The organism is Pseudomonas baltica (assembly GCF_031880315.1).
Taxonomy (GTDB): Bacteria; Pseudomonadota; Gammaproteobacteria; order Pseudomonadales; family Pseudomonadaceae; genus Aquipseudomonas.
The window spans coordinates 1,925,696-1,951,364 of sequence record NZ_CP134771.1 but is presented as its reverse complement, the minus strand read 5'-3'; the positions used below and the strand labels follow the sequence as shown (position 1 = coordinate 1,951,364).

The following is a 25,669-nucleotide window of genomic DNA, read 5'->3' as shown; positions in this document are numbered from 1 at the left end:
CCGTCAGCGGCCCACGCGAGCCTGGATGAACTCGAGCACGTCGGCAACGGCCAGCGCCTGAGGCTCGCTGTCGGTACGGCCCTTGTATTCCAGATTGCCTTCGGCCAGGCCGCGGTCGCTGACCACGATGCGGTGCGGGATACCGATCAGCTCCATGTCGGCGAACTTGATGCCGGGGCTGGTCTTCTTGTCGCGGTCATCCAGCAGCACGTCGAAACCGGCGGCGGTCAGCTCGGCGTAAAGCTTGTCGGTGGCCTCGCGGACCTGTTCGGTTTCGTAGCGCAGTGGTACCAGGGCGATCTGGAATGGTGCCAGGGCGTCGCTCCAGATGATGCCGCCGGCGTCGTTGTTCTGCTCGATGGCGGCTGCCACCACGCGCGAAACGCCGATACCGTAGCAACCCATGGCCAGTGTCACAGGCTTGCCGTTTTCGCCCAGCACCTGGCACTTGAGCGCTTCGCTGTACTTGGTGCCGAGCTGGAAGATATGCCCGACTTCGATACCGCGCTTGATGCTCAGGGTGCCTTTGCCGTCCGGGCTCGGGTCGCCGTCGACGACATTGCGCAGGTCGGCCACTTCCGGCAGCGGCAGGTCGCGCTCCCAGTTGACGCCGAAGTAGTGCTTGTCGTCGATGTTGGCGCCGATACCGAAGTCGCTCATGAACTGCACCGAGCGATCGATGATGCACGGCAGGGGCAGGTTCAGCGGGCCCAGGGAGCCCGCGCCTGCGCCGATGGCATTACGCAGCTCGGCATCGGTGGCCATAACTAGCGGGCTGGCGACCAGCGGATGGTTGCCTGCCTTGATTTCGTTGAGCTCGTGGTCGCCACGGATCACCAGGGCGATCAGCTTGCCTTCTTCGGCGGCACGCACGATCAGCGTCTTGACGGTTTTCTCGATGGCCAGGTTGTAGCCTTCGACCAAGGCGGCGATGGTTTTCGCATCGGGGGTGTCGACCAGGCGCAGTTCTTCGCTCGGGGCAGGGCGTACGGTTTCCCGTGGCACGGCCTCGGCTTTTTCGATGTTGGCGGCGTAGTCGGAGCCATCGCTGAAGGCAATGTCATCTTCACCGGACTCGGCCAGCACGTGGAACTCATGGGAGCCGGCGCCACCGATCGAGCCGTTGTCGGCTTCTACTGGACGGAATTTCAAGCCTAGGCGGGTGAACACGTTGCAATAGGCCTGGTGCATGCGGTCATAGGTGACCTGCAGCGACGGCTGATCGGCGTGGAAGGAGTAGGCGTCCTTCATGATGAACTCGCGGGCGCGCATCACACCGAAGCGTGGGCGAATCTCGTCGCGGAATTTGGTCTGGATCTGGTACAGGTTGATCGGCAACTGTTTATAGCTGCTCAATTCATTGCGGGCGATGTCGGTGATCACCTCTTCGTGGGTCGGGCCGGCGCAGAATTCGCGACCGTGACGATCCTTGAGGCGCAGCAGCTCGGGGCCGTATTGCTCCCAGCGGCCCGATTCCTGCCACAGCTCGGCGGGCTGGATGCCAGGCATCAACACTTCGAGGGCGCCGGCGGCGTCCATTTCCTCGCGCACGATGCGCTCGACCTTGCGCATCACGCGCAGCCCCATCGGCAGCCAGGTGTAGAGGCCCGACGCGAGTTTGCGAATCATCCCGGCGCGCAGCATCAGCTGGTGGCTGATAACCACTGCATCGGAAGGGTTTTCTTTGAGGGTGGCGAGCAAATATTGACTGGTGCGCATGGTAGGCCGTTGTCTGTTGCTGAATTTTATGTAAGGCGGGCATTGTACGGTGCTGGTCTGGAGACGTACAGGGCAGGGCGTTTGTCGCGCCGGCTGAATGGAGAAAGCCCGGCGCGGGCCGGGCTTTCTCGGGTGTTACAGGCGTTTCGGACACCTCGATTACAGGATCGAGATAGGGTAATCCACCATCAGGCGGAACTCGTCGACGCTGCCGTCGGCCTGGCCGCCACTCGAACGGTGCCATGCCTGGCGCATGCGAAACGACATGTTCTTGACCGGCCCGGTCTGTACGACGTACTTGGCCTCCAGATCCCATTCGTGATGGCTAGCGTCATCAGAGGTACTGGAAAAACCATAGCTGGTATAGGCGCTGTCGGAGGCCACTGCATTGATATGATCGCCGTACACGTAACGGGTCATGAAGCTGAGGCCGGGAACCCCGTAGGTCGCCAGGTCCAGGCCGTATTGGGCTTTCCACGAGCGCTCGCCCGGGCCGTTGAAGTCAGAGTATTGGACGGAGTTGGCGAGGAAGATCGAGTCGCCGAAGGCCATGCCATCGCCGTTGTCCTTGCGACCGCCAACACCGATGTAGTCGAACGGCGTGTCACCGTTGACCTTCTGGAAGCCGAGGGTCACGGTGTGTGCGGTCAGGAAGGTGTAGGCGGCGCCCAGGGAGAAGGTGTTGTTGTCTATATCGCCCAGTTTCGCCGAGCCGTCATCCTTGGTCTTGTAGTAGTTGAAATCGAACGTTACCGATTGGTCGGAGGGCAACGTCAGCACGTAGTTGGCGTTGGCGTAGTACTGCTTCCAGATATCTTCGAGTTTTGATGCATAGAGGCCAAACGTGAAGGCGTCGGTGGCGGCGTAGTGGCCGCCGATATAGTCGATCGAGTCGGCCGAGATGCTGGTGTAGGCCGACCCCAGGTTGCCGCCACGGGCAGTGCTGGTGCCGCTGGTGGTGGAGGTGAAATGACCCCCTTCCAGGTCCAGGCCGTTGATTTCGCTGCTTTGAATCTGGATGCCGGTTGCGGTTTGCGGAACGATGCGGCTACCGCCGACGGCGAATACCGGGCTGGTGGTGGGCTGCATGTCGCCAATGGTCAACTGTGTCTTGGAGACGCGCACTTTGGCATCAACCCCGGCTTTACCATATTGGCCGTCGCCAGCCGGCAGGTTGCCCGAACCGGTGTGACCGTCGCCGCCGTCCAGCTTGTAGGTGGCGTAGCCGAATGCATCGACGCCAAAACCTACGGTGCCTTGGGTGAAGCCCGAGCTGAACACGCCTTGGAAGCTTTGCGTCCAGTCGCGGGGGTCATTGCCGCCGCCGAGGGTGTTGCGGTTGAAGTAGTAGTTGCGCAGCAGCAGGTTCAAGGTGCTGTCTTCAACGAAGCCCTTGGCGTCTGCCTGATCGCTTACAAAAGCAGCGGCCGAGGCCAATTGGCTGGACGCTGCTGTGACGGCGAACGCGATTGCGCTCCACTTTGGTACTTTCATCGGTGATTGCTCCTTTGAGTGAGTCTGGATCTGCCGTCCTTCTATAGGTAGCGGCCAGTGTTGCGTTGCCGGATAGCGACTCGGCATTCCGACTTGGTTCGAGAGATGGTGCGAGGCGGGATATGCAAGGGGCGGGCCGTTCGTCGCGCGCGTGCATGAAAAAGCCCGGCGCGATGGCCGGGCTTCAAGAGACTACTGGGTCAGCGCATTCTTTACAGAATGGTGATTGGGTAGTCGACGATCAGACGGAAGTTGTTGCCGTCGCCGTCTACCTGACCGCCGCTGGCGTTATGCCAAGCCAGGCGAGTACGGAACGACAGGTTTTTAGCAGGGCCTTCCTGGACCACGTACTTGGCTTCTACGTTAGTCTCGTTGTGGGTAGCACCACTGCTGTTGAAGCCGCTGGTGCCGTCGGAGTTGTAGACACTGCCGAGGGTGGCTGCATGGATATTATCGCCGTAGACATAACGGGCCATGAAGGACAGGCCAGGAACGCCGTAGGTGGCCATTGCCAGGTCATATTGCAGTTTGAACGAGCGTTCGCCAGGGCTGTTGAAGTCGGAAACCTGAATGGAGTTGGCCAGGAAAATTGAGTCGCCGCCGCCGCCGCCTTTGTTATCACCCACGCCGATATAGTCAAAAGGCGTGCTGCCGTTGACCTTTTGGAAGCCCAAGGTGACCGTATGGGCGGTCAAGAACGAATACGCTGCCGCCAGGGAGAACGTATTGTTGTTGATGTCGCCGGCCTTGGCCTGGCCCGAATCCTGAGTGTTGTAGTAGTTGAAGTCGAAGGTCATCGACTGGTCGCCAGTGATTGGCAGAACGTAGTTCACGTTGCCGTAGTACTGGTTCCAGATGTCATGGAACTGCGACATGTAGGCGCCAACGGTCAGTTGATCGTTGACGGCGTAACGACCACCGCCGAAATTGACTGCGTCGGTTTGTGCACCAGCGTAGGTGGCATAGAGGCCGCCGTCACGGTTGGTCGAAGCCGAAGAGGTCGACGAGGTATAGTGACCCAGTTCAACGTCCAGACCTTTGATTTCACTGCTCTGCAAGCTCACACCGCTCGCGGTTTGCGGCATGATGCGCGAGCCACCGACAGCGAATACCGGGCTAGTGCTTGGCGACATGTCGCCGATTTTCAGTTCGGTTTTGGAGATGCGGAACTTCACTGCGCCGCCGGCTTTGCCGCCAGTGTCGTGATCGCCGTCAGCATCGGCAGAAATGTTGCCCGTGCCGCCGCCTTTGGAATTGATCGCGTAAGCGCCATAGGCGAAGGCGTCAAAGCCGACACCGATGGTGCCAGTAGTGTAGCCCGAGCTGAAGTTACCCAGTGCCGCAGTGGTCCAATCTTTGTTGTCGCGGTTGTGGTAACCCTTGTTGTCCTGGTTCCAATAGATGCTGCGCAGCAGAACGGTCGCGGTGCTATCTTCGATAAAGCCCTTCGCAGTGGCCTGGTCGGACACGAACGGTGCGGCGAAGACCAGTTGGGTGCTTGCGGCGGTAACTGCGAGAGCGATTGCGCTCCACTTCATGACTTTCATCGATGATTGCTCCTTTGGTTTTAGTCAGGGAACTGCCGTCTTTATATAGGTAACGACTAGTTCTTTTTTCGTGTCGGAAGGCGACTCGCCATTCCGGCCCAATTCAATAATCTTTATGAAGCAGGATGTGTTGGACTTTTTATCTTAATGTCGCAATTACAATCCTCAATGTCGCAAAAGACGCTTTTCGTGTCGCCCATTACAATAAAAGCGGCGCCTTCAGCCTGTCCGTTTGCCTGGAACCTTCAAACGGTCCTTAAACCCTTTGATGTTCTCGTCTAATAAGTCTTAGCAACAAGCGTGCACAAACGTACCAGCCGCCAACAAAATTTTCACTTTTTTTAATTTTCCGCTCGGAACCCCCGTAAAATGGGGCTGTCCCCGGCTTTCGAATTTTCCACAAGCGTGCATTTCATCTAAGCATACCTTTAGCAAGCTTACGGTTTTGTTACCGGGCGGCCGCTGAAAATAGTCGCGGATTGTCAACATGGCGCACTGCCATCGCTCAGGTTGTTCTTTAATGGTGCGAAAAGTAGCACTGGGCGGGCTGATGTTACTCGAGGTCTGGCTTTTCGCAACTAGTATGGTTATTCCATTTTATGCTTGAGCTAGAGCGGTGCGTGCCTCTTGAAAATTCACTTCTAATGCTATCGCTGGCCGTTATAAGCGTTTTCGGGTCAGCAGTTTTCCAATCGTGTTCGGTAACGGTGCGAAAATTGGTAACTGCGGGCGATAACGGGGCATTGCCGGGCGGCGAGACAGAAGCGGTTCATGTGCGGGTGCACGTGGGGCCAAAATGGAGCATCGGCAAGAACGGTGATCCCCGAGCCAATCGAGCGTATCCTGCGCGCAGCGGCTCGATTTCGATCATCGGGCCAGGCAATTCCTGCTGCCTTGGAGATCCTGCAGTGTTTTCTCTCGATGCCCGTCTGCAACAAGACACCCTTTTGCTGGGTGATTTTCCGCTGTGCCGTTTGTTGCTCAGCAACGATGCCAACTACCCGTGGTTCATTCTCGTGCCGCGCCAGGCTGATATCAGCGAAGTGTTCGAGTTGAGTGCCGAACAGCAACAACAGCTGTGGCAGGAGACCTCCACGCTGGCGGCGGCGCTGCACCAGAGTTACTCCGCCGACAAGATGAATATCGGCGCGTTGGGCAATGTCGTCGCGCAATTGCACATGCATGTGATTGTGCGCTTCAAGACCGATACCGCCTGGCCGAGTCCAGTATGGGGCAAAGTAGCGGCCGTGCCTTACAGTGCGGCTCAGGTAGAGGAGATCAGGTCCCGAGTGCAGGCTTTGCAACTGGCCGGCTTGACCCTGGCAGGTGATGCCTCATGAGCCTGGAAAGCCGGGTAAACGATCTGGAAAGCCGCCTGGCGTTTCAGGATGACACCATCCAGTCACTCAGCGATGAGCTGATCAAGCAGCAGCGTGACATTGAGCGGCTACAGGCGCGGATGGCGGCCTTGATCAAGCGTCAGGAAGAATCGGCCGGGCAGTTCGAGCCAGGCCAGCAGGAAGCGCCTCCGCCGCATTACTGATTCGCTGACGACAGGCGAAAAAAAACCGCGAACCCGTACAGGCTTCGCGGTTTTTTTACAGCTGCGGATCAGCGGCGAGGCGAGGCCGCGATCACGTCTTCGGCTTGCAGGCCCTTGTCGCGGTTCATCACCGAGAACTCCACGCGCTGGCCTTCGACCAGTACGCGGTGACCTTCACCGCGGATAGCGCGAAAGTGCACGAAGATGTCATCACCCGAGTCCCGGGAGATGAACCCGAAGCCCTTGGAGGTGTTGAACCACTTCACCGTGCCGGTATCGCGGTTGGTCATGTCGTAGTTGACTGCCGGGGCAGGCGTGCGAGCACGGTAGAAGCTTGCGCCCAGATGCAGGGCAACGGCTGCCACGGCGCACAACAGGCTGAGCAGGATAGCCGGCTGACCCGCCAGCATCGGCAACGGTGCAAGCAGGGTGATGGTCTGCAGGACCACGGCGAGGATCAGCAGCGCGCTGGCAACGATTTGCAGTTGCTGGCGGGTGCCTCTGTGCCATTGCGGCACAACGGGGGCGATCAGAAGATTGAGCAGGCCGAAAAAGGCCAGGTAGATAGCATCAGGTTGGGAAAGGTAGGGAAGCGCTTCGGCGCGCAGGCTGGGAATGAAGGACAGCAGCAAAGCGGCGGCCCCGGTCAGTAGGTGAACGATTTTCAACATGTCGATTGACTCACTCAGGCGGATCACGAGGAAGAGCTGATGTCGCACCCAACGCCCATGAATAGAAGAAGCGACAGCAAGGGGAGAGATCAGCCAAGGCACCCGAGCGCTGAAAACAAGAGCCCTGAAAACGAGGGCCCGGAAGCGACTCAGGTGCACCGACCTATTTAACAGCAAAGGTGAGGTCTTCTCAAATCAAGCGGTTACGTAATCCGGCTATTTGTCGGATAGGTGGTTTCAAGATATGTGCGAGGCATCCTCGGACCCTGGCTTGAAGGGGCGAGGACGGGACAAAAGGATGCGCAAATCAGCCCCGGGGATGCGCGCCAGCGCGGCTGTTGCTAGAGTGGCGCGCACACCAGATCAGGTGAAAGCCATTCATTGAAAGGGGATTTTCATGGCCATTGATATCGGTATCAGCGAACAAGACCGCAAATCCATCGTTGACGGTTTGTCGCGGCTGTTGTCTGACACCTACGTGCTTTACCTCAAGACCCACAATTTTCACTGGAACGTGACCGGGCCGATGTTCCGCACCCTGCACCTGATGTTCGAGGAGCAGTACACAGAGCTGGCGCTGGCGGTCGACTCCATCGCCGAGCGCATCCGCGCCTTGGGTTTCCCTGCCCCTGGCACTTATTCGACTTACGCGCGGCTGTCGTCGATCAAGGAAGACGAAGGCGTGCCGAGCGCCGAAGAAATGATCCGCAAACTGGTCGAAGGCCAGGAAGCGGTGACGCGAACCGCTCGCAGCCTGTTCCCGTTGCTCGACAAGGTCAGCGATGAGCCGACCGCCGACCTGCTGACCCAGCGCATGCAAGTGCACGAAAAGGCCGGCTGGATGCTGCGTTCGCTGCTCGAAGGCTGATCACGAAGCCTGCGCTTCCCGCTGTGCCGGCGTGCTCTGCCCGCGAAAGCGAACTGTCGGTCGCTGATGTAGAGACTGATACATGCGTTCGCTGGCAGAGCTCGCTCCCACAGGGTTGGGGCTGCAAATTCCTACGTCCATAGCGACTCTTCCTACATCCTTAGATGCCTTCGCCGATAGCGAGCGCTGTGCCTGATCGGGCTTGATGAAGCCCGGGAGCAGGCGCTGTGCATCGCGGCGCCTGTCGGGAGAAAGCTCAAGGAAGTGCTTTTATGGACAAGGAATCAACTTCAGCGAGAAAGCGTGGTATCGCCTGCGGGCGACCGGCAGTCGATCCTTTCGTCGACAGTTTCAATATGACCCTGGCGCAACCGCAATCCAAATCCGTGCGGCTCAACGGCTTTGCGACCTGCCTGCGCCTCGAGTCGGTGTACTGGAACGTGCTGGCCACCATTGCGCGGGCCAATGCGTGTTCCATCAATGCGTTGCTCTCTTATATCGACCGCGAAGTGCATCTGCGCTACGGCGGGGTGAAGAACTTCAGCGGCCTGGTGCGAGTGGTCTGCGTGGTGCATCTGCAGAACGGCTTTCGGGAAGGTTCGCTGGAGGCGGCGATCGCCCGGGCATGATGGAATCGATGGCGGTTGCGGTGCATGGCTGCACCCGCCATCATTATCCGGATATAATCCCGCGCTTTGCCGCGCGGCGCCCGCACTGCGCTCCGCGCCGTGCCCTATGCGCGCCGCGGTTTTTGCTTGAGAGACGTCCCAATGCCCATGTATGACTATCAATGCGCTTCCTGTGGTCACCAGATGGAAGTCATTCAGAAAATCAGCGCCGCGCCGCTGACCGATTGCCCGGCCTGCGCCGCGCCCGAGCTCAAGAAGATGCTGTCCATGCCCGGTTTCCGCCTCAGCGGTTCCGGCTGGTACGAGACAGACTTCAAGACCGGCGCGAAAAAGAACCTGGCCGGCGGCGACAAGGCCGAATAGCCCGCTCCCGGGCCCGGATCACCCGCAGCCGTCGGGCTGCACGGGTTGCCTGGGCCCGCCGGGTCTTGCACTATTGCGTCTACATCTGCCTGCGCCTTGCTAAGCGCTGGCTGAAATTCGAATTACTGGAAGTGAAACCACCATCATGATGCGCAGCCATTATTGCGGCCAACTGAACGAGAGCCTGGAAGGTCAGGAAATTACCCTATGCGGCTGGGTCCACCGTCGTCGCGACCATGGCGGGGTCATCTTCCTCGATATTCGTGACCGTGAAGGCCTGGCTCAGGTGGTCTTCGACCCCGATCGCGCCGACACTTTCGCCGTCGCCGACCGTGTGCGCAGCGAATACGTGGTCAAGGTGACCGGCAAGGTGCGCCTGCGTCCGCAAGGCGCGGTCAACCCGAACATGGCTTCGGGCGCCATCGAAGTGCTGGGCTACTCCCTCGAAGTGCTGAACGAGTCGGAAACCCCGCCGTTCCCGCTCAATGAATATTCCGACGTCGGCGAAGAAACTCGCCTGCGTTATCGCTTCCTGGACCTGCGTCGCCCGGAAATGGCCGAAAAGCTGCGTCTGCGCTCGCGCATGACCACCAGCATCCGCCGCTTCCTCGATGAAAACGGCTTCCTCGACGTCGAGACACCGATCCTCACCCGCGCCACGCCTGAGGGCGCCCGTGACTATCTGGTCCCGAGCCGCACCCATCCCGGCAGCTTCTTTGCCCTGCCGCAATCGCCTCAGCTGTTCAAGCAACTGCTGATGGTCGCCGGCTTCGACCGCTACTACCAGATCGCCAAGTGCTTTCGCGACGAAGACCTGCGCGCCGACCGTCAGCCGGAATTCACCCAGATCGACATCGAGACCAGCTTCCTCGATGAAAAAGAGATCATGGGCCTGACCGAAAAAATGATCCGCAACCTGTTCAAGGAAGTGCTGGATCTGGAATTCGGCGAATTCCCGCACATGACTTTCGAAGAAGCCATGCGTCGCTACGGTTCGGACAAGCCCGACCTGCGCAACCCGCTGGAACTGGTCGACGTCAACGACCAGCTCACCGAGGTGGAATTCAAGGTCTTCAGCGGCCCGGCCAACGACCCGAAATGCCGTGTGGCCGCCTTGCGCGTCCCGGGCGGGGCGAGCATGCCGCGCAAGCAGATCGACGACTACACCAAGTTCGTCGGCATCTACGGCGCCCGTGGCCTGGCGTACATCAAGGTCAACGAGCGCGCCAAGGGCGTCGACGGCTTGCAGTCGCCGATCGTCAAGAACATCCCTGAAGCCAACCTCAACGTGATCCTCGATCGCGTCGGTGCGGTCGATGGCGACATCGTCTTCTTCGGCGCCGACAAGGCCAAGATCGTCAGCGAGGCCCTCGGCGCGCTGCGGATCAAGCTGGGTCACGACCTCAAGCTGCTGACCTGCGAGTGGGCGCCGATGTGGGTCGTCGACTTCCCGATGTTCGAAGAGAACGAAGACGGCAGCTTCAGCGCCTTGCACCACCCGTTCACCGCACCCAAGTGCAGCCCGGCCGAGCTCGAAGCCAACCCGGCAGGCGCGCTGTCCCGTGCCTACGACATGGTGCTCAACGGCACCGAGCTCGGCGGTGGTTCGATCCGTATTCACCGCAAGGAAATGCAACAGGCGGTGTTCCGTCTGCTGGGTATCTCGCCTGAAGAACAGGAAGAGAAGTTCGGCTTCCTGCTCGACGCGCTCAAGTACGGTGCGCCACCCCATGGTGGCCTGGCCTTCGGCCTTGACCGTCTGGTGATGCTGATGACCGGTGCGCAGTCGATTCGCGAAGTCATCGCCTTCCCGAAAACCCAGAGCGCTGCCGATGTCATGACCCAGGCCCCTGGTCTGGTGGACGCCAAGCAACTGCGCGAGCTGCATATCCGTCTGCGCGAGCAGACCAAGGCAGAATAAGGACGGCGATCGTCCCACCCGGTAGCGAGGGGGCTTGCCCCCGATAGCAGTACATCAGCCACCCCAAGGCGACTGATATGCCGCCATCGGGGCCAAGCCCCCTCGCTACATCTACCGTCGTGTGGTGCCCGGCACCGCGAATGTCACAAGCAGAATTCGGAGTTTGCGTTATGGCAGGTCATTCCAAGTGGGCGAACATCAAGCACCGCAAAGAGCGTCAGGATGCCAAGAGAGGCAAGATCTTCACCAAGTGGATCCGTGAGCTGACGGTTGCCGCGCGTGCTGGCGGTGGCGATCCGGGCTCCAACCCGCGCTTGCGGCTGGCGCTCGACAAGGCTCTGGGCGCCAACATGAGCCGCGACATCATCGACCGTGCGGTTGCTCGGGGTACGGGTGCGGCGGGCAGCGATGACGTCGAAGAGCTCAGTTACGAAGGCTACGGCCCAGGCGGCGTAGCGGTGATGGTCGAGTGCATGACCGACAACCGCAACCGCACTGCGGCGGCCGTGCGTCATGCCTTCAGCAAATGCGGCGGCAACCTGGGCACCGACGGTTCGGTGGCCTACCTGTTCGATCGCAAGGGGCAGCTGTCCTTCGCCGCCGGTGTCGATGAAGATGCGCTGATGGAAGCGGCCATGGAGGCCGATGCCGATGACGTGGTCAGCAACCCCGACGGGTCCGTCGATGTGTTCACCTCGTTCGCCAGCTTCTATGCCGTGGGCCACGCGCTGGAAGCCGCAGGTTTCAAAGCGAGCGACGCGGAAATCGTCATGCTGCCGACCACCAGCGCCGAGCTGGATGTCGAGGGCGCGGAAAAGATCATCAAGCTGATCGATATGCTTGAAGACCTGGATGACGTGCAGAACGTCTATTCCAATGCCGATATCAGCGAAGCGGTCATGGAACAGCTGGGCTGAGGCCTTTGGGCAGGTATTGAAAGCCGCCAGCGAGTATCATGCGAGCCGTCAAGGTTCGGCGCCGATCAAGCGCCGCACCGCGGCGGCTTTTGTCTTCTCAAGGGTCTAACCGACCGTTCCATCATGCTGCGAGCTTTATGACATTAATTCTTGGCATCGACCCCGGTTCGCGCATCACCGGCTATGGGGTCGTGCGCGACATCGGCCGTGGCTGCGAATACATCGCCTCGGGCTGTATCCGTACCGGCAGTGGCGAGCTGCATCAACGCTTGCAGATCGTCTACCGCAGCGTGCGCGAGGTGATCCAGCTGCATGGCCCGGTGACCATGGGTATCGAAAAGGTCTTCATGGCGCGCAATGCCGATTCCGCGCTCAAGCTCGGTCAGGCCCGCGGTGCGGCGATTGTCGCGGCGGCTGAAGAAGGGCTGGAGATCGCCGAGTATTCGGCCACCCAGGTCAAGCAGGCGATCACCGGCAGTGGCGGGGCGAACAAAGAAGCCGTGCAGATGATGGTCATGCACCTGCTCAAACTCACGCAAAAACCGCAGATCGATGCCTCCGACGCCCTGGCGATCGCCTTGTGCCACGCGCATACCCGCTCCAGCCTGATCCCTCACGGCTTGAGCGGCGCACGCAGCCGCGGCGGACGTCTACGGCTCTGATAGCATCATCGATTAACAAATTTTCAATTGCAGGCGCTCGTATCCCTGCAATGATGATCGCCTTGTGGCAGCCGGCTCTAACCGTTGCGCTTGGTATTTGAAAGCATCCTCCAACAGGATTGAACAAACGTGATTGGACGCTTGCGCGGCACCCTCGCTGAAAAACAGCCGCCGCACCTGATTATCGATGTCAACGGTCTCGGCTATGAGCTCGAAGTGCCCATGACTACGCTTTACCGTCTGCCGCCCGTCGGCCAGCCGGTGACCCTGCATACCCATCTGGTGGTGCGCGAGGATGCTCAGTTACTCTACGGTTTTTTCGAGCGCCGCGAACGCGAACTGTTTCGCGAGTTGATCCGCCTGAACGGCGTCGGGCCCAAGCTGGCATTGGCCTTGATGTCCGGCCTGGATGTCGATGAGCTGGTACGCTGCGTCCAGGCGCAGGATACCTCGGCGCTGGTGAAGATCCCCGGCGTCGGCAAAAAGACCGCCGAGCGCTTGCTGGTGGAACTCAAGGACCGCTTCAAGGCCTGGGAAACCGTGCCGAGCATGTTCCAGCTGGTGTCCGATGGGCCCCAAGGCAGCAGTGTGCCGGTGGCAACGGCTGAGAACGACGCGGTCAGCGCGCTGATCTCGCTGGGTTACAAGCCGCAGGAAGCGAGCAAGGCCGTGTCGGCCATCAAAGAGAAGGGCCTGAGCAGTGAAGATCTGATCAGGCGTGCGCTGAAGGGAATGATCTAAGTGATTGAAGCCGACCGATTGATCACCGCCGCTCCCAGCGGCCGTGATCGCGAAGAGCAGCAGGACCGCGCGATTCGTCCGCTGAGCCTGGCCGACTATATCGGCCAGCCGACCGTGCGCGAGCAGATGGAGCTGTTCATCCAGGCAGCCCGCGGGCGCAACGAATCCCTCGACCACACCCTGATCTTCGGTCCGCCCGGATTGGGCAAGACTACCCTGGCCAACATCATCGCCCAGGAAATGGGCGTCTCGATCAAGAGCACCTCAGGGCCCGTGCTGGAACGTCCAGGCGACCTGGCGGCGATGTTGACCAATCTCGAGCCCCACGATGTGCTGTTCATCGATGAAATCCATCGTCTGTCGCCGATTGTCGAAGAAGTACTGTACCCGGCCATGGAGGACTTCCAGCTCGACATCATGATTGGCGAAGGCCCCGCAGCGCGCTCCATCAAGCTCGATCTGCCACCTTTCACCCTGGTCGGTGCCACCACTCGCGCCGGCATGCTCACCAATCCGCTGCGCGATCGTTTTGGGATCGTTCAGCGCCTGGAGTTCTACAGCACGGCCGATCTGGCGACCATCGTGATTCGCTCGGCGAAGATTCTGGGCTTGCCCATCGAGGACGAAGGCGCCTTCGAGATCGCCCGGCGTGCGCGCGGTACGCCGCGGATCGCCAACCGCCTGCTGCGGCGCGTGCGCGATTTCGCCGAGGTGCGTGCGCAGGGCCATATCACCAAGCCGATCGCCGATCTGGCGCTGAACCTGCTGGACGTCGACGAGCGCGGTTTCGATCACCAGGACCGGCGCCTGCTGTTGACCATGATCGAGAAATTCGACGGTGGTCCGGTGGGTGTCGACAGCCTGGCGGCAGCGATCAGCGAGGAGCGCCACACCATCGAAGACGTGCTGGAGCCATATCTCATTCAGCAGGGCTATATCATGCGCACACCGCGAGGTCGGGTGGTGACTCGCCATGCCTATCTGCACTTTGGCCTGAATATTCCTGGCCGCTTGGGCGACCTGAATGCGAGCGCCGTCGGCGATCCACTCGATGAGGCATGAAACCTTGAATCCGACAGATTTATTCGGCTTTTCGGTGGTCCGAAGGGCAGGCGCTTGAAATGTCCCTGCATCAATCGCTAATTCTATGAAAAACAGTTGCCTGGCCGGATTGGCAACCTGAGGAGTAAGCACTAGAGTATGCGCGCGCAAAACGGGGTTCCGTCGTTCGCACACCGCTGTCGCGTTTATTACGAGGACACGGATGCGGGCGGCATCGTTTACTACGTCAATTACCTCAAGTTCATGGAGCGGGCTCGCACCGAACGGCTGCGGGAACTGGGCTTTTCCCAGCACTCGATGGCTGGCGACAACCTGCTGTTCGTGGTGCATTCCTGCGAGGCGCGCTATCACTCGCCAGCGCGCCTGGACGACGAACTGACCATCAGCGCCGAAGTAATCGAATTGAACCGTGTCAGCCTGCGATTCCATCAGCAGGTCAGGCGGGCAACGGATGCGACACTGCTCTGTGAAGGGCAGGTAATGGTGGCCTGCGTGCGCGCCGACAATTTCAGACCCCGGGCCATTCCAGAAGCCTTGCGGGCGGCCTTGGCCGACGCAGGCGGCCCGGGTAATCACATTACAGCAGGAGATTAAGCGTGGAAGCTACCGCCGTCGACCATACCTCCATGTGGAGTTTGGTCAGCAATGCCAGCATCGTGGTGCAGTTGGTCATGTTGATTCTAGTGGGGGCCTCGGTCACTTCATGGATCATGATCTTTCAGCGCAGCAACATGCTGCGCGCGGGCAAGCGTGCCCTGGATCTGTTCGAGGAGCGTTTCTGGTCGGGTATCGACCTGTCCAAGCTATACCGCCAGGCGGGCAGCAATCCGGATCCTGATTCGGGCGTCGAGCAGGTGTTTCGCGCCGGCTTCAAGGAGTTCTCGCGCCTGCGTCAGCAAGCCGGTGTCGATCCTGATGCGGTGATGGAAGGCGTTGGCCGGGCCATGCGCGTGGCCATCTCGCGCGAAGAAGAAAAGCTCGAAACGAGCCTGCCGTTCCTCGCCACCGTTGGTTCGGTCAGCCCGTATATCGGTCTGTTCGGTACCGTATGGGGCATCATGAACTCCTTCCGGGGCCTGGCTGCCGTACAGCAAGCCACTCTGGCCACCGTTGCCCCGGGTATTTCCGAAGCGCTGGTGGCTACCGCCATCGGTCTGTTCGCCGCCATCCCGGCGGTGATCGCTTACAACCGCTTCGCCGCGCGCAGCGAAACCCTCATCAATCGCTACTACACCTTCGCCGAAGAATTCCAGGCCATCCTGCACCGTAAAGTGCACACCAGCGAAGAGTGAGCAGGTAAATCCCAATGATTCGAGGTCGCCGCCCCAAACGCAAGCCGGTCGCCGAGATGAACGTGGTGCCTTACATCGACGTGATGTTGGTACTGCTGGTCATCTTCATGGTCACCGCACCGATGCTCAACCAGGGCGTGAAAGTCGACCTGCCCAAGGTTTCCAGCGAAGCCTTGCCGCAGGACAACAACACTCAGGTCCTGACCATTTCCATCAAGGCTGACAAGACCTACTACTGGAACCTTGGCAGTGAAGTCGACACCGACAAAGTGCAGGACAAGGCCATGACCTTGCCGCAGATGACCCAGGCGGTCACTGCGATCATCGCGCAAGGCAATCAGAACGGTAAGCGCACCCAGGTGTTCATCCGTGGTGACAAGTCCGTCGACTATGGCTCCGTCATGGGCGCCATGGGCGGGTTGCAGAAGGCCGGTGTCGGTAACGTTGGCCTGATTACCGAGGCGCCGTAATGGAGCAGCGAGAGCCCACTGCCTCGGAAAACTATTTCTGGCCCAGTGTCTGGGCCATAGGTCTGCACGTCCTGATTTTCGGGATGCTGTTCGTCAGCTTCGCCATGACCCCTGACCTGCCACCGTCGAAACCGATCGTGCAGGCGACCCTCTACCAGCTCAAGTCCAAAAGCCAGGCTGTCACCCAGACCAATCAGAAGATTGCCGGGGAGGCGAAGAAGTCGGCCGCGCGCCAGACTGAAACCGAGCAGATGGAACAGAAAAAGGTCGAGCAGGAAGAGATAAAGGCAGCGGAACAAAAGAAAGCCGACGCTGCTCAAAAAGCCGAAGCCGCCAAGGAAGCTGACGAAGCCAAAAAAGCTGACGCTGCTGCCAAGGCCGATGAAGCGAAAAAAGCCGACGACGCGAAGAAGGCAGCCGACGCCAAGGCCGCCGACGCCAAGAAAGCCGAGCAGGCCGACATCGCCAAGAAAAAGGCCGAAGAAGAGGCCAAGAAAGAGGCGGCGGAAGAGGCCAAGAAAGAGGCTGCCGAGGACGCGAAGAAGCAGGCTGCCGACGCCGCCAAGAAGAAAGCGGCGGACGACGCCAAGGCTGCTGCTGACGACGCGAAGAAAAAGGCTGCCGATGCCGCCAAGGCGAAAGCTGCCGCCGACGCTCAGAAGAAGAAGGCCCAGGATGCGGCGCGCAAGGCTGCGGAGGACAAGAAGGCGCAAGCGCTGGCCGACCTGCTTTCCGATACCCCGCAGCGCCAGCAGGCTCTGGCCGACGAGAAAGGCGATCAGACCGCCGGTGACTTCGACGACCTGATCCGCTCGCGAGCGGCAGAAGGTTGGGCGCGGCCGCCATCGGCGCGCAAGGGTATGAGTGTGGTACTGCAGATCAAAATGCTGCCGGACGGCACGATTACCAGTGTCAGCGTGCTGAAAAGCAGCGGTGACGGTCCGTTTGATGCTTCAACAGTGGCTGCGGTGAAAAACATCGGTCGCTTAACTGAAATGCAGGGCATGTCTGCCGCTGATTTCAATGCTTATCGTTCATTCAAGATGACATTCACACCTGAGGATCTAGCCTTGTGATTAACCTTCTTCGAGGACTGCTTGTCGTTCTCTGTTGTGCGGCCGGTATGGCGTCAGCCGATGAAAAGAACATCCTGGTCACCAGCGGCAGTGACCGTGCGACGCCGATCGCGGTCGTACCCTTCGGTTGGCAGGGCGGCTCCGTGCTGCCAGAGGACATGGCCGAGATCATCGGCAATGACCTGCGCAACTCGGGTTACTACTCGCCGATTCCAAAGCAGAACATGATCAGCCAGCCGACCCAGGCCAGCGAAGTCGTGTTTCGTGACTGGAAAGCGCTGAGCGCCCAATACGTGATGGTCGGCAGCATCGTGCCAGCCGGCGGTCGCCTGCAGGTGTCCTACGCTTTGTTCAACGTCGCCACCGAGCAGCCTGTGCTGACCGGCAGCGTGTCGGGCAGCACCGATCAGTTGCGCGACATGTCGCACTACATCGCCGACCAATCGTTTGAAAAACTCACCGGCATCAAAGGTGCGTTCTCCACGCGCATCCTTTATGTGACGGCCGAGCGTTTCTCCGAGAACAACACCCGCTATACCCTGCAGCGCTCCGACTATGACGGTGCTCGTGCAGTCACCCTGCTGCAATCGCGCGAGCCGATCCTGTCGCCGCGTTATGCACCGGACAGCAAGCGTATTGCCTATGTGTCGTTCGAGCAGCGTCGCCCACGCATCTTCCTCCAGCATATCGATACCGGTCGCCGCGAACAGCTGACCAACTTCGATGGCCTCAACGGTGCCCCGGCGTTCTCGCCCGATGGCAACCGCCTGGCGCTGGTGCTGTCCAAGGACGGCAACCCGGAGATCTACGTGATGGACCTCAACACCCGTGCGCTGACTCGTGTTACCAACAGCCCGGGCATCGACACCGAACCGTTCTGGGGTAAAGATGGCAACACCATCTATTTCACCTCCGACCGTGGCGGCAAGCCGCAGATCTACAAACAGTCGGTCGGTGGTGGCAATGCTGAACGTGTTACTTTCATTGGTAACTACAACGCCAACCCTAAACTTTCGGCGGATGAAAAGACTCTGGTCATGATCCACCGTCAGGATGGCTTCACCAATTTCAAGGTGGCAGCACAAGATATGGCTCGTGGGAGCGTAAAAGTGCTCACAGATTCAAGTCTTGATGAGTCGCCTACTGTTGCGCCCAACGGCACCATGGTAATCTACGCCACCCGCCAGCAGGGCCGGGGAGTCTTGATGCTCGTGTCCCTTAACGGACGCGTAAGGCTCCCGCTTCCTACCGCTCAAGGCGAAGTCAGAGAACCGTCCTGGTCCCCTTACCTGAACTGACGCGGCGATGTAACAAAAAAGCTGTACTTAACACACTGGGGTTCATTAGGAGTTTCACGATGGAAATGCTGAAGTTTGGTAAGTTCGCTGCGCTGGCCCTGGCCATGGCAGTAGCTGTAGGTTGCTCGTCCAAAGGTGGTGACAACGCTGGCCAAAGCGCCGCTGTTGATCCTAACGCTGGTTACGGTGCAAACACCGGCGCCGTTGACGGCAGCCTGAGCGAAGAAGCTGCTCTGCGCGCGATCACCACTTTCTACTTCGAATACGACAGCTCGGATCTGAAACCAGAAGCCCTGCGCGCTCTGGACGTTCACGCTAAAGACCTGAAAGCTAGCGGCGCCAAAGTCGTTCTGGAAGGTAACACCGACGAACGTGGTACTCGCGAGTACAACCTGGCACTGGGCGAGCGTCGCGCCAAAGCTGTTCAGCGTTACCTGGTACTGCAAGGCGTTTCGCCAGCTCAGCTGGAAGTCGTTTCGTACGGCGAAGAGCGTCCAGTTGCTACCGGCAACGACGAGCAGTCCTGGGCTCAAAACCGTCGCGTCGAACTGCGTAAGTAATTCGATATGCGAACGTGCCGCCGTGCTGTAACGATCCTGGCGCTGTCCTTGCCTCTTATGGCAGGTGCAGCAGTTCCTGTAGTCGATGGGAATGGCGCCTCCAATGGGGGCAGCAATTACCCGCCGACGGGTTATGGTACGAGCGGCGCCTCCGCCGGGGGAGGGGCTAGCGCCCCTGTCTCGGCGCAGGGTGAGCTGTTCATGCAATTGCAGCAAATGCAGGAAGACATTGCCCGCTTGCGCGGTCAGGTCGAAGTCCAGCAAAACGATATTCAGCAGCTGAAACAAGAAGGGCTGCAGCGTTATCAGGACCTCGACAGTCGTATACAGGCTGGCGCCAACAATGCTCAGCAGCAGGCTCCCGCACAGAATTCTCCAGCCGGTGGCGATATCAACGCCGCAGGCACTCCGGCCGCTCCCGCTGATCAAGGCGCGGCGAGCAGTGAGCCGGGCGATCCGGCGAAGGAAAAGCTCTATTACGATGCTGCCTTCGATCTGATCAAGGCCAAGGACTTCGACAAGGCCAGCCAGGCCTTCTCCGCGTTCTTGCGCAAATACCCTAACAGCCAGTATGCCGGTAACGCTCAGTACTGGTTGGGTGAGGTCAACCTCGCCAAGGGCGATCTGCAGGGTGCTGGCCAGGCCTTTGCCAAGGTCAGTCAGCTCTATCCCAAGCATGCCAAGGTACCGGATTCGCTGTACAAGCTCGCTGACGTAGAGCGTCGGCTGGGCCACACTGATCGGGTTAAGCCGATTCTGCAGCAGGTAGTGACCCAATATCCGGGCACTTCTGCCGCGCAACTGGCGCAGCGCGACCTGCAACATATGTAAGCGCTGTCGGGCTGCGGCCTGACCCATTGAATAAACCCGCGCTAGCCGCGGGTTTTTTCGTTAGAATTTGCACCCTTTTATTGGTACACGCCTTTTGGGATCACGCGCTCGCGGGTTCTTCAAGGTGCCTGACGGAGGCGGACAGCCTGTTCAGCTGTTACGCCCGTGGCGGATATGCAAGACACACTACGAATTACCGAAGTCTTTTACTCATTGCAGGGTGAAACACGAACCGCTGGCCTGCCCACCGTTTTCGTGCGCCTGACCGGCTGCCCATTGCGCTGCCAGTATTGCGACAGCGCCTACGCCTTCAGCGGCGGCACGGTACGCAGCCTTGAGTCCATCCTCGAGCAGGTTGCCAGTTACCGCCCGCGCTACGTGTGCGTCACCGGTGGCGAGCCGCTGGCCCAGCCCAACGCTATCCCTTTGCTCAAGCAACTGTGTGATGCGGGTTACGAGGTGTCATTGGAAACCAGCGGGGCCCTGGATATCTCCAAGGTCGATCCGCGGGTCAGCCGCGTGCTGGACCTCAAGACGCCGGGCTCGAAAGAGTCTCATCGCAATTTGTATGACAATATCGGTTTACTGACTCGCAACGATCAGGTCAAGTTCGTCCTCTGCTCGCGTGAAGATTACGACTGGTCGGTCTCCAAGATGATCCAGTACGGGTTGGCTGATCGGGCGGGTGAAGTGCTGTTGTCGCCCAGCCACCACGAGCTGCGACCTACCGATCTGGCCGACTGGATCGTGGCCGACAACCTGCCCGTCAGGTTGCAGATGCAATTGCACAAATATCTTTGGAATGACGAGCCGGGGCGCTGATATGACCACTCCACCTGCTGTAAAAAAAGCCGTGATCCTGCTGTCCGGCGGCCTTGACTCCGCTACGGTGGTCGCCATGGCCCAGGCCGAAGGTTATGAGTGCTACACCATGAGCTTCGACTACGGTCAGCGCCATCGTGCCGAACTGTACGCGGCAGCCCGGGTGGCCAGGGAACGGGGTGTGGCCGCGCACAAGGTCATCGGCCTGGACCTCGATGGCATGGGCGGCTCGGCACTCACCGACAGCAGCATCGATGTTCCTGAAACCCTTGGCGAAGGCATCCCGGTGACCTATGTGCCGGCGCGCAACACCGTGTTTCTGTCGCTGGCGCTGGGCTGGGCCGAAGTGCTCGGGGCTCGGGATATTTTCATCGGCGTCAATGCCGTTGACTATTCCGGCTATCCGGATTGTCGCCCGGAGTTCGTCGAGGCGTTCGAGCGCCTGGCCAACCTGGCGACCAAGGCCGGTGTAGAGGGGCAGGGCTTCACTATCCAGGCGCCATTGCAGAACATGAGCAAGGCTGACATCGTCAAGGCTGGCATCGCCCTTGGCGTCGATTACAGCCAGACCGTTTCCTGCTATCAGGCCAACGATCAAGGCCAGGCCTGCGGAAAGTGCGACAGTTGCCGCCTGCGTGCCGAAGGTTTCGCCAACGCCGGTGTCGTCGATCCGACCCCTTATTTTTGATTTATTTTCGGTAAGGGGTTGAATTAGCTGTAAAAAGAAGTATTATGCGCCCCACGAAACGGGTCGTTAGCTCAGTTGGTAGAGCAGTTGGCTTTTAACCAATTGGTCGTAGGTTCGAATCCCACACGACCCACCATTTCGAATCAAGAGAAAAGCCGGAAAGCACTCAGTGTTCTCCGGCTTTTTTTTGCGCGCGATTTTCCTTTCGTCAGGGCCAGCTTGCCATGATGGTTATAACCCTTTTAAGAATTGTCTGAAAAAACCACCGTTGGTTTACAATTGCGTGGGAAAATTTTGACAATTTGTAAATCGGAGCTTCGCGTGAAGTTTATTATTCCACCGCAATGGCAGGCGTTCCTGCAGTTCAACGGCTTGAACGACTACGAAAAAATCTGGGATTTGAGCGGTGACTGGGTCGAACCGCCGAATTACCGCCGTGGCGGTTGGAGCGGTGTGTGCCGCATGAATTTCGCGACGCCGGAAGGCTCGTCGACCAACGTCTATCTCAAACGACAGGAAAATCACGGCCACCGGACGCTGTTGCACCCGATCCGGGGCGAAGGCACCTTCGTGCGCGAGTTCAGGAACATCCGCCATTTGCGCAAGCACCAGGTGCCCACGCTCAATCCGGTATGCTTCGCTCAGTGCTTTCGTGACGGCAACCTGCAGGCGATGCTCATGACCGAGTCGCTGGAAGGCTATCGCTCGATGGAAGATATCCTGTACGAAGGCGAGGCGCTGGCGATGCCCGTTCCACAGCGTCGACGCCTCTTGGCGGCAGTTGCCCGCAGTGTTCGCAAGATGCACGCTGCCGGCATTCAGCACCGTTGCTTGTACCCCAAGCATCTGATGGTCAAGACGCAGGGCGCCGATTACGAGGTAGCGCTCATTGACCTGGAGAAGTCTCGTCGGGTGTTCGTACCCTTCCTGCCGGGCCTGCGTGATCTGGGTACGCTCAATCGCCACAGTGGGGCCCTGAGTCGTAGCGACCGGATGTTCTTCCTGCGCGAGTACTTGCAGGGCTCGCCGATGCGACCTTACCTGCGCTGGTTGGCGGGCAAGATCGATCGCCATTCCATGCGCAAGGAAGTCACCGGCCAGAAGGTCAAAGGCGGCAAGCTGGCGACGCCATAACGGCCGCCGCTCGTCAGAGCGGTTTGGCGCGAGCACTGCGCGCTTGGATAACCGGCCAGCAAATGCTGGCCGTTGACGAATTTCTGTGATGCTTGTGACAATCTTTTCACAATCTATCTGAAAGTTAAAAATTGTAATAAAATGTGCATCGTCAAGCCACGAAAGGCGCCTACGATGGACCACCGGATGCAGACCCTCGATCTACCCCGCTATATGACGCTACGCGAAGGTGCCGAGGTTCTTGAAGCCGATCGTTCGGGTGACAAAGTGTTGCGTCTGGGCGATGGCACGGTGTTGAAGCTGTTTCGCCGCAAACGTCTGCTGACCTCCGCTGCGCTGTATCCCTATGCAGTACGCTTCGCCGACAACTGCGCGTTGCTGGCTGAACGCGACATCCCTTGCCCACACGTGTTGTCGGTCTACCGGATCAAGCGGCTCGCCAGCCATGCGGCACACTACGACCCGCTGCCGGGTATCACCCTGCGCGAAGCGCTGACCAAGTCCGAGAATCGCGAGGCGTTGCGTGCACAACTGGGGCACTTCCTGGCGACCCTGCACGACAAGGGCATTTACTTCCGTTCCGCGCACCTGGGCAACATCATCCTCACCCCTGACAACCAGCTCGGCCTGATCGACTGCGCCGATCTGCGCGCCTACAAGCGGCCATTGCGGCGTAACCTGCGGGTGCGCAACTTCAAGCACGTCCTGCGCCTGGAGAAGGATCGTACGTTGTTGCTCGAAGGCGGCGGCCGGGGCTTTCTGGATGCTTATCTGCAGGATCAGCAGGCAAGCACCGCCGTGAAACTCGCCTCGGCCATCGCCATCCCGGCGTGCATCTAGCGACCTTGCTTCAACCGGTCGATGACCACCGCCAGCAACAAGATCGAACCGCGGATTACATACTGATAGAAAGTATCGATGTTCTTCAGGTTCATGGCGTTCTCGATGATCGCCAGAATCAGCACCCCTGCAATCACGTGGCGGATCATGCCGATACCGCCGCTCAGCGAGACGCCCCCCAGCACGCACGCGGAAATGACCGTCAGCTCGAAGCCCTGGCCGATCATCGGCTGGCCTGAGGTCATCCGCGACGCGAGGATCACCCCGGCCAACGCGCCAATCAGCCCGTGCACCGCGAAGATGATGATCTTGGTGCGATCGACATTGACCCCGGCCAGCAGCGCTGCTTCCTGATTGCCGCCGATGGCCATGGTATTGCGGCCGTAGGTGGTGCAGTTCAGCAACCAACCAAAAAACATGAAGCACACCAGGGTGATGACGATCGGCACCGGCACGCCGAACAACTGGCCGTTGCCGAACACGAAGAATTTATCGACCGAGATGCCCACCGCCTTGCCGTCGGCAAAGATATACGCCAGGCCGCGGACGATCTGCATGGTCGCCAGCGTGGTGATCAGCGCGTTGACCCGCAGTTTGGCGATCACGATGCCATTGATCAGGCCGACGATCAGGCCCATCAGCAGCGCCGCGCCAACCCCGAGGAAGACGCTGTTGGTGCTGCGCATGACCACCGCCGCGACCACCCCGGCGCAGGCGATCACCGAGCCCACCGAAAGGTCGAAATGCCCGGACGCCAAGCAGTAGAGCATGGTGCAGGCGGCGATGCCGGTGGTCGAGATGGCAAGCCCCAGCCCGCGCATGTTCAGCGGCGAGAGGAAGTTGTCGATCAGCAGTGTGCAAAGCACGAAGATGCCGATGGCCGCGAGCAGCATCACCCAATCATCGAGGAAGCGCCGCAGGTTGAGGCTCTTGTGGGGTTTGGGCAGCGCAGAGTGTTGCGTAGTCATAGACACCTCTCAGGGGGTTCAGTGGCGCTGGCGGGGCAAGGCCATGTGCAGGAGACTGGTTTCATTGGCATCCGCGCGAGCCACCTCGCCGCGTACCTCGCCTTCGCAGAGCACCAGCACGCGGTCGGAGATGCCCATGACTTCCATCAGGTCGCTGGACACCACGATCACGGCAATACCGCTGGCCGCCAGGTTGTGGATGATCTGGTAGATCTCGGCCTTGGCGCCGATGTCGATGCCGCGGGTGGGCTCGTCCAGCAGCAGGACTTTCATCGGCATCGATAACCAGCGACCGAGGATGGCTTTTTGCTGATTGCCACCGGACAGGAACATCATCTTTTGCCCGGCCGAAGGCGTCTTCACCTTCAGTGCACGAATGTGTTTGTCCGCATTCGAACGCTCCCACTCACCGCGCAGCAGCCAACCCAAGGAGGCATGGGCGGGGCGGGCACTGATATTGATGTTTTCGGCGACGCTGGCCAGCGGCAGGATGCCTTCCTTCTTGCGGTCCTCGGGGCAGAGCAGAATGCCCGCGCCGATCGCATCCCGAGGTGAACGCAACGTCAGCGCCTTGCCTGCCAACTCGACGCTGCCGGCGGTCTTGCGCGTCAGGCCACTGAGCAGGCGCAGCAGTTCGGTACGGCCGGCACCCACCAGGCCGAACAGGCCGAGTACCTCGCCCTGGTGCACCTGCAGATCCACCGGCGCCGACAGGCCCGGGCCCAGCAGCCCGGCGACCTTGAGCATCACCTCGCCCGTGACCCGGGGCCGGTAATCATAGATGTCCTGGATATCGCGGCCGACCATGCAGGTGACCAGTTGATCGTGGCTGAGCTCGCTCATCTGCTCGAAGGTGCGCACATAACGGCCATCCTTGAACACCGTGACGGCGTTGCAGATACGGAACACCTCTTCCATGCGGTGCGACACGTAAAGCACCACTTTGCCCTCGTCACGCAAGCGGGTGATGATCGCCATCAAGCGGTCGATTTCCCGCGCCGACAGGCTGCTGGTCGGTTCGTCGAAAGCAATCACATGCGCGCCGCGGGACAGCGCCTTGGCGATTTCGATCAGCTGCCGTTGCCCCAGCGACAGACGCCCGACCTTGTCCTGCGGATCGATCTCGTCGGCCAGGCCCTTGAGCAAGGCCAGCGCGCGATGGCGTAGCTCGGTGCCATTGACCAGGCCGAAACGCGCGGGCAGATGGCCGAGAAAGAGGTTCTCGGCCACGGTCATTTCTGGCACCAGATGCAGCTCCTGGTGAATCACCGCCACGCCATTGGCAATGCTCTCGGCGGTGGACTTGAAGTTCACCTGCCGGTCGCCGATCTGCAGGTGGCCACTGCTGGGCGCATAGGCACCGCCGAGGATTTTCAGCAGGGTCGATTTGCCCGCACCGTTCTCGCCCATCAGCGCGTGCACGGTGCCGGGGTGGGCGGTAAAGCTGATATCGGCCAGGGCCTGCACACCCGGGAAGGCCTTGCCAATGCCCTTGAAGCTCAGGCTGGCCATCGGCTCAGGCTGGGAGGGCGTACTGAGTTGTGCTTGCATGG

General features: G+C 59.9%; 27 protein-coding genes and 1 tRNA gene. 22 read left to right on the top strand and 6 right to left on the bottom strand.

Translation table 11 applies throughout. From position 1 onward, the window contains the following. Positions 1 to 3: 3 nt before the first annotated feature. From REH34_RS08535 to REH34_RS08525, 3 genes are all read right to left on the bottom strand, one after another. A complete protein-coding gene (locus REH34_RS08535) occupies positions 4 to 1,719 on the bottom strand; it encodes a proline--tRNA ligase (RefSeq protein ID WP_226504996.1) in 1,716 nt (571 codons plus the stop codon). Positions 1,720 to 1,878: 159 nt separating this feature from the next. Next, positions 1,879 to 3,213, bottom strand: coding sequence for an OprD family porin (locus REH34_RS08530; RefSeq protein WP_311971368.1), 1,335 nt, complete (start codon positions 3,211 to 3,213; stop codon positions 1,879 to 1,881). Between the two features lie 212 nt (positions 3,214 to 3,425). After that, positions 3,426 to 4,760, bottom strand: a complete 1,335-nt coding sequence (locus REH34_RS08525; protein ID WP_311971367.1) for an OprD family porin — start codon at positions 4,758 to 4,760, stop codon at positions 3,426 to 3,428. A 908-nt stretch (positions 4,761 to 5,668) separates the two neighbouring features. On the opposite strand from REH34_RS08525, the gene REH34_RS08520 reads away from it, so the two are divergent. Continuing rightward, on the top strand, positions 5,669 to 6,100 hold the full coding sequence (locus REH34_RS08520) for an HIT domain-containing protein (protein WP_226504999.1): 432 nt from the start codon (positions 5,669 to 5,671) through the stop codon (positions 6,098 to 6,100). Next, entirely contained in the window at positions 6,097 to 6,303 is a 207-nt protein-coding gene (locus REH34_RS08515) for a SlyX family protein (protein WP_226505000.1), read from the top strand. The genes REH34_RS08520 and REH34_RS08515 overlap by 4 nt, the downstream gene beginning before the upstream one ends. Before the next feature lie 68 nt (positions 6,304 to 6,371). Here the strand turns inward: REH34_RS08515 and REH34_RS08510 are convergent, their stop codons facing one another. Further along, the gene (locus REH34_RS08510; RefSeq protein WP_275948752.1) at positions 6,372 to 6,974 is read right to left on the bottom strand and encodes a cold-shock protein; all 603 of its coding nucleotides are present in this window, start codon (positions 6,972 to 6,974) and stop codon (positions 6,372 to 6,374) included. 397 nt (positions 6,975 to 7,371) lie between these two features. On the opposite strand from REH34_RS08510, the gene REH34_RS08505 reads away from it, so the two are divergent. From REH34_RS08505 to REH34_RS08410, 20 genes are all read left to right on the top strand, one after another. Further along, positions 7,372 to 7,842 (top strand): Dps family protein, encoded by a 471-nt coding sequence (locus tag REH34_RS08505; RefSeq protein ID WP_226505001.1) that lies wholly within the window; start codon positions 7,372 to 7,374, stop codon positions 7,840 to 7,842. A gap of 272 nt (positions 7,843 to 8,114) precedes the next feature. Then, a complete protein-coding gene (locus REH34_RS08500) occupies positions 8,115 to 8,471 on the top strand; it encodes a ribbon-helix-helix domain-containing protein (RefSeq protein ID WP_226505002.1) in 357 nt (118 codons plus the stop codon). A gap of 141 nt (positions 8,472 to 8,612) precedes the next feature. Next, entirely contained in the window at positions 8,613 to 8,834 is a 222-nt protein-coding gene (locus REH34_RS08495; protein WP_226505003.1) for a zinc ribbon domain-containing protein, read from the top strand. A gap of 145 nt (positions 8,835 to 8,979) precedes the next feature. Continuing rightward, positions 8,980 to 10,755, top strand: a complete 1,776-nt coding sequence (aspS, locus tag REH34_RS08490) for an aspartate--tRNA ligase (RefSeq protein WP_226505004.1) — start codon at positions 8,980 to 8,982, stop codon at positions 10,753 to 10,755. A gap of 170 nt (positions 10,756 to 10,925) precedes the next feature. Then, on the top strand, positions 10,926 to 11,672 hold the full coding sequence (locus REH34_RS08485; RefSeq protein ID WP_226505005.1) for a YebC/PmpR family DNA-binding transcriptional regulator: 747 nt from the start codon (positions 10,926 to 10,928) through the stop codon (positions 11,670 to 11,672). Between the two features lie 137 nt (positions 11,673 to 11,809). Beyond that, a complete protein-coding gene (gene ruvC, locus REH34_RS08480) occupies positions 11,810 to 12,334 on the top strand; it encodes a crossover junction endodeoxyribonuclease RuvC (protein WP_226505006.1) in 525 nt (174 codons plus the stop codon). A 129-nt stretch (positions 12,335 to 12,463) separates the two neighbouring features. Beyond that, positions 12,464 to 13,075, top strand: coding sequence for a Holliday junction branch migration protein RuvA (ruvA, locus tag REH34_RS08475; RefSeq protein WP_311971366.1), 612 nt, complete (start codon positions 12,464 to 12,466; stop codon positions 13,073 to 13,075). After that, positions 13,076 to 14,137 (top strand): Holliday junction branch migration DNA helicase RuvB, encoded by a 1,062-nt coding sequence (gene ruvB, locus REH34_RS08470; protein WP_226505008.1) that lies wholly within the window; start codon positions 13,076 to 13,078, stop codon positions 14,135 to 14,137. It begins immediately after the preceding gene. A gap of 138 nt (positions 14,138 to 14,275) precedes the next feature. Next, positions 14,276 to 14,731, top strand: coding sequence for a tol-pal system-associated acyl-CoA thioesterase (gene ybgC / locus REH34_RS08465; protein WP_311971365.1), 456 nt, complete (start codon positions 14,276 to 14,278; stop codon positions 14,729 to 14,731). A gap of 2 nt (positions 14,732 to 14,733) precedes the next feature. After that, positions 14,734 to 15,429, top strand: a complete 696-nt coding sequence (gene tolQ, locus REH34_RS08460; protein WP_226505009.1) for a protein TolQ — start codon at positions 14,734 to 14,736, stop codon at positions 15,427 to 15,429. A 14-nt stretch (positions 15,430 to 15,443) separates the two neighbouring features. After that, positions 15,444 to 15,899 carry a protein TolR gene (tolR, locus tag REH34_RS08455; RefSeq protein WP_226505010.1) on the top strand — a complete coding sequence of 152 codons (456 nt, stop codon included), beginning with the start codon at positions 15,444 to 15,446 and terminating at the stop codon, positions 15,897 to 15,899. After that, positions 15,899 to 16,975 carry a cell envelope integrity protein TolA gene (gene tolA, locus REH34_RS08450; protein WP_226505011.1) on the top strand — a complete coding sequence of 359 codons (1,077 nt, stop codon included), beginning with the start codon at positions 15,899 to 15,901 and terminating at the stop codon, positions 16,973 to 16,975. The genes tolR and tolA overlap by 1 nt, the downstream gene beginning before the upstream one ends. A gap of 47 nt (positions 16,976 to 17,022) precedes the next feature. After that, positions 17,023 to 18,273: a Tol-Pal system beta propeller repeat protein TolB gene (gene tolB, locus REH34_RS08445; RefSeq protein ID WP_226505012.1), complete on the top strand. Its 1,251-nt coding sequence runs from the start codon at positions 17,023 to 17,025 to the stop codon at positions 18,271 to 18,273. Positions 18,274 to 18,332: 59 nt separating this feature from the next. Beyond that, positions 18,333 to 18,833, top strand: coding sequence for a peptidoglycan-associated lipoprotein Pal (gene pal, locus REH34_RS08440; RefSeq protein ID WP_226505013.1), 501 nt, complete (start codon positions 18,333 to 18,335; stop codon positions 18,831 to 18,833). A gap of 6 nt (positions 18,834 to 18,839) precedes the next feature. Beyond that, positions 18,840 to 19,664: a tol-pal system protein YbgF gene (gene ybgF, locus REH34_RS08435; RefSeq protein WP_226505014.1), complete on the top strand. Its 825-nt coding sequence runs from the start codon at positions 18,840 to 18,842 to the stop codon at positions 19,662 to 19,664. Between the two features lie 174 nt (positions 19,665 to 19,838). After that, positions 19,839 to 20,486, top strand: a complete 648-nt coding sequence (gene queE / locus REH34_RS08430) for a 7-carboxy-7-deazaguanine synthase QueE (RefSeq protein WP_311971364.1) — start codon at positions 19,839 to 19,841, stop codon at positions 20,484 to 20,486. Position 20,487: 1 nt separating this feature from the next. Then, a complete protein-coding gene (queC, locus tag REH34_RS08425; RefSeq protein WP_226505016.1) occupies positions 20,488 to 21,174 on the top strand; it encodes a 7-cyano-7-deazaguanine synthase QueC in 687 nt (228 codons plus the stop codon). 60 nt (positions 21,175 to 21,234) lie between these two features. Beyond that, positions 21,235 to 21,310 (top strand) — tRNA-Lys (locus REH34_RS08420). 185 nt (positions 21,311 to 21,495) lie between these two features. Next, entirely contained in the window at positions 21,496 to 22,308 is an 813-nt protein-coding gene (locus REH34_RS08415; RefSeq protein WP_311971363.1) for a lipopolysaccharide kinase InaA family protein, read from the top strand. Between the two features lie 186 nt (positions 22,309 to 22,494). Next, positions 22,495 to 23,148 carry a phosphotransferase gene (locus tag REH34_RS08410; RefSeq protein WP_311972062.1) on the top strand — a complete coding sequence of 218 codons (654 nt, stop codon included), beginning with the start codon at positions 22,495 to 22,497 and terminating at the stop codon, positions 23,146 to 23,148. Here REH34_RS08410 and araH read toward each other — a convergent pair. Together araH and araG are read right to left on the bottom strand one after the other, a co-directional pair. Continuing rightward, positions 23,145 to 24,116: an L-arabinose ABC transporter permease AraH gene (araH, locus tag REH34_RS08405; protein ID WP_226505018.1), complete on the bottom strand. Its 972-nt coding sequence runs from the start codon at positions 24,114 to 24,116 to the stop codon at positions 23,145 to 23,147. The two genes, REH34_RS08410 and araH, sit on opposite strands and share 4 nt — an antisense overlap. A gap of 18 nt (positions 24,117 to 24,134) precedes the next feature. Then, the gene (gene araG / locus REH34_RS08400; protein ID WP_275948753.1) at positions 24,135 to 25,667 is read right to left on the bottom strand and encodes an L-arabinose ABC transporter ATP-binding protein AraG; all 1,533 of its coding nucleotides are present in this window, start codon (positions 25,665 to 25,667) and stop codon (positions 24,135 to 24,137) included. Positions 25,668 to 25,669 lie beyond the last annotated feature (2 nt).

Coding starts and splice junctions, on each gene's coding strand:
- REH34_RS08535 (WP_226504996.1), bottom strand. CDS start 1,719: ATGCGCACCAGTCAATATTTGCTCGCCACCCTCAAAGAAAACCCTTCC.
- REH34_RS08530 (WP_311971368.1), bottom strand. CDS start 3,213: ATGAAAGTACCAAAGTGGAGCGCAATCGCGTTCGCCGTCACAGCAGCG.
- REH34_RS08525 (WP_311971367.1), bottom strand. CDS start 4,760: ATGAAAGTCATGAAGTGGAGCGCAATCGCTCTCGCAGTTACCGCCGCA.
- REH34_RS08515 (WP_226505000.1), top strand. CDS start 6,097: ATGAGCCTGGAAAGCCGGGTAAACGATCTGGAAAGCCGCCTGGCGTTT.
- REH34_RS08510 (WP_275948752.1), bottom strand. CDS start 6,974: ATGTTGAAAATCGTTCACCTACTGACCGGGGCCGCCGCTTTGCTGCTG.
- REH34_RS08505 (WP_226505001.1), top strand. CDS start 7,372: ATGGCCATTGATATCGGTATCAGCGAACAAGACCGCAAATCCATCGTT.
- REH34_RS08500 (WP_226505002.1), top strand. CDS start 8,115: ATGGACAAGGAATCAACTTCAGCGAGAAAGCGTGGTATCGCCTGCGGG.
- REH34_RS08495 (WP_226505003.1), top strand. CDS start 8,613: ATGCCCATGTATGACTATCAATGCGCTTCCTGTGGTCACCAGATGGAA.
- aspS (WP_226505004.1), top strand. CDS start 8,980: ATGATGCGCAGCCATTATTGCGGCCAACTGAACGAGAGCCTGGAAGGT.
- REH34_RS08485 (WP_226505005.1), top strand. CDS start 10,926: ATGGCAGGTCATTCCAAGTGGGCGAACATCAAGCACCGCAAAGAGCGT.
- ruvC (WP_226505006.1), top strand. CDS start 11,810: ATGACATTAATTCTTGGCATCGACCCCGGTTCGCGCATCACCGGCTAT.
- ybgC (WP_311971365.1), top strand. CDS start 14,276: ATGCGCGCGCAAAACGGGGTTCCGTCGTTCGCACACCGCTGTCGCGTT.
- tolR (WP_226505010.1), top strand. CDS start 15,444: ATGATTCGAGGTCGCCGCCCCAAACGCAAGCCGGTCGCCGAGATGAAC.
- tolA (WP_226505011.1), top strand. CDS start 15,899: ATGGAGCAGCGAGAGCCCACTGCCTCGGAAAACTATTTCTGGCCCAGT.
- tolB (WP_226505012.1), top strand. CDS start 17,023: ATGGCGTCAGCCGATGAAAAGAACATCCTGGTCACCAGCGGCAGTGAC.
- pal (WP_226505013.1), top strand. CDS start 18,333: ATGGAAATGCTGAAGTTTGGTAAGTTCGCTGCGCTGGCCCTGGCCATG.
- ybgF (WP_226505014.1), top strand. CDS start 18,840: ATGCGAACGTGCCGCCGTGCTGTAACGATCCTGGCGCTGTCCTTGCCT.
- queE (WP_311971364.1), top strand. CDS start 19,839: ATGCAAGACACACTACGAATTACCGAAGTCTTTTACTCATTGCAGGGT.
- queC (WP_226505016.1), top strand. CDS start 20,488: ATGACCACTCCACCTGCTGTAAAAAAAGCCGTGATCCTGCTGTCCGGC.
- REH34_RS08410 (WP_311972062.1), top strand. CDS start 22,495: ATGCAGACCCTCGATCTACCCCGCTATATGACGCTACGCGAAGGTGCC.
- araH (WP_226505018.1), bottom strand. CDS start 24,116: ATGACTACGCAACACTCTGCGCTGCCCAAACCCCACAAGAGCCTCAAC.
- araG (WP_275948753.1), bottom strand. CDS start 25,667: ATGCAAGCACAACTCAGTACGCCCTCCCAGCCTGAGCCGATGGCCAGC.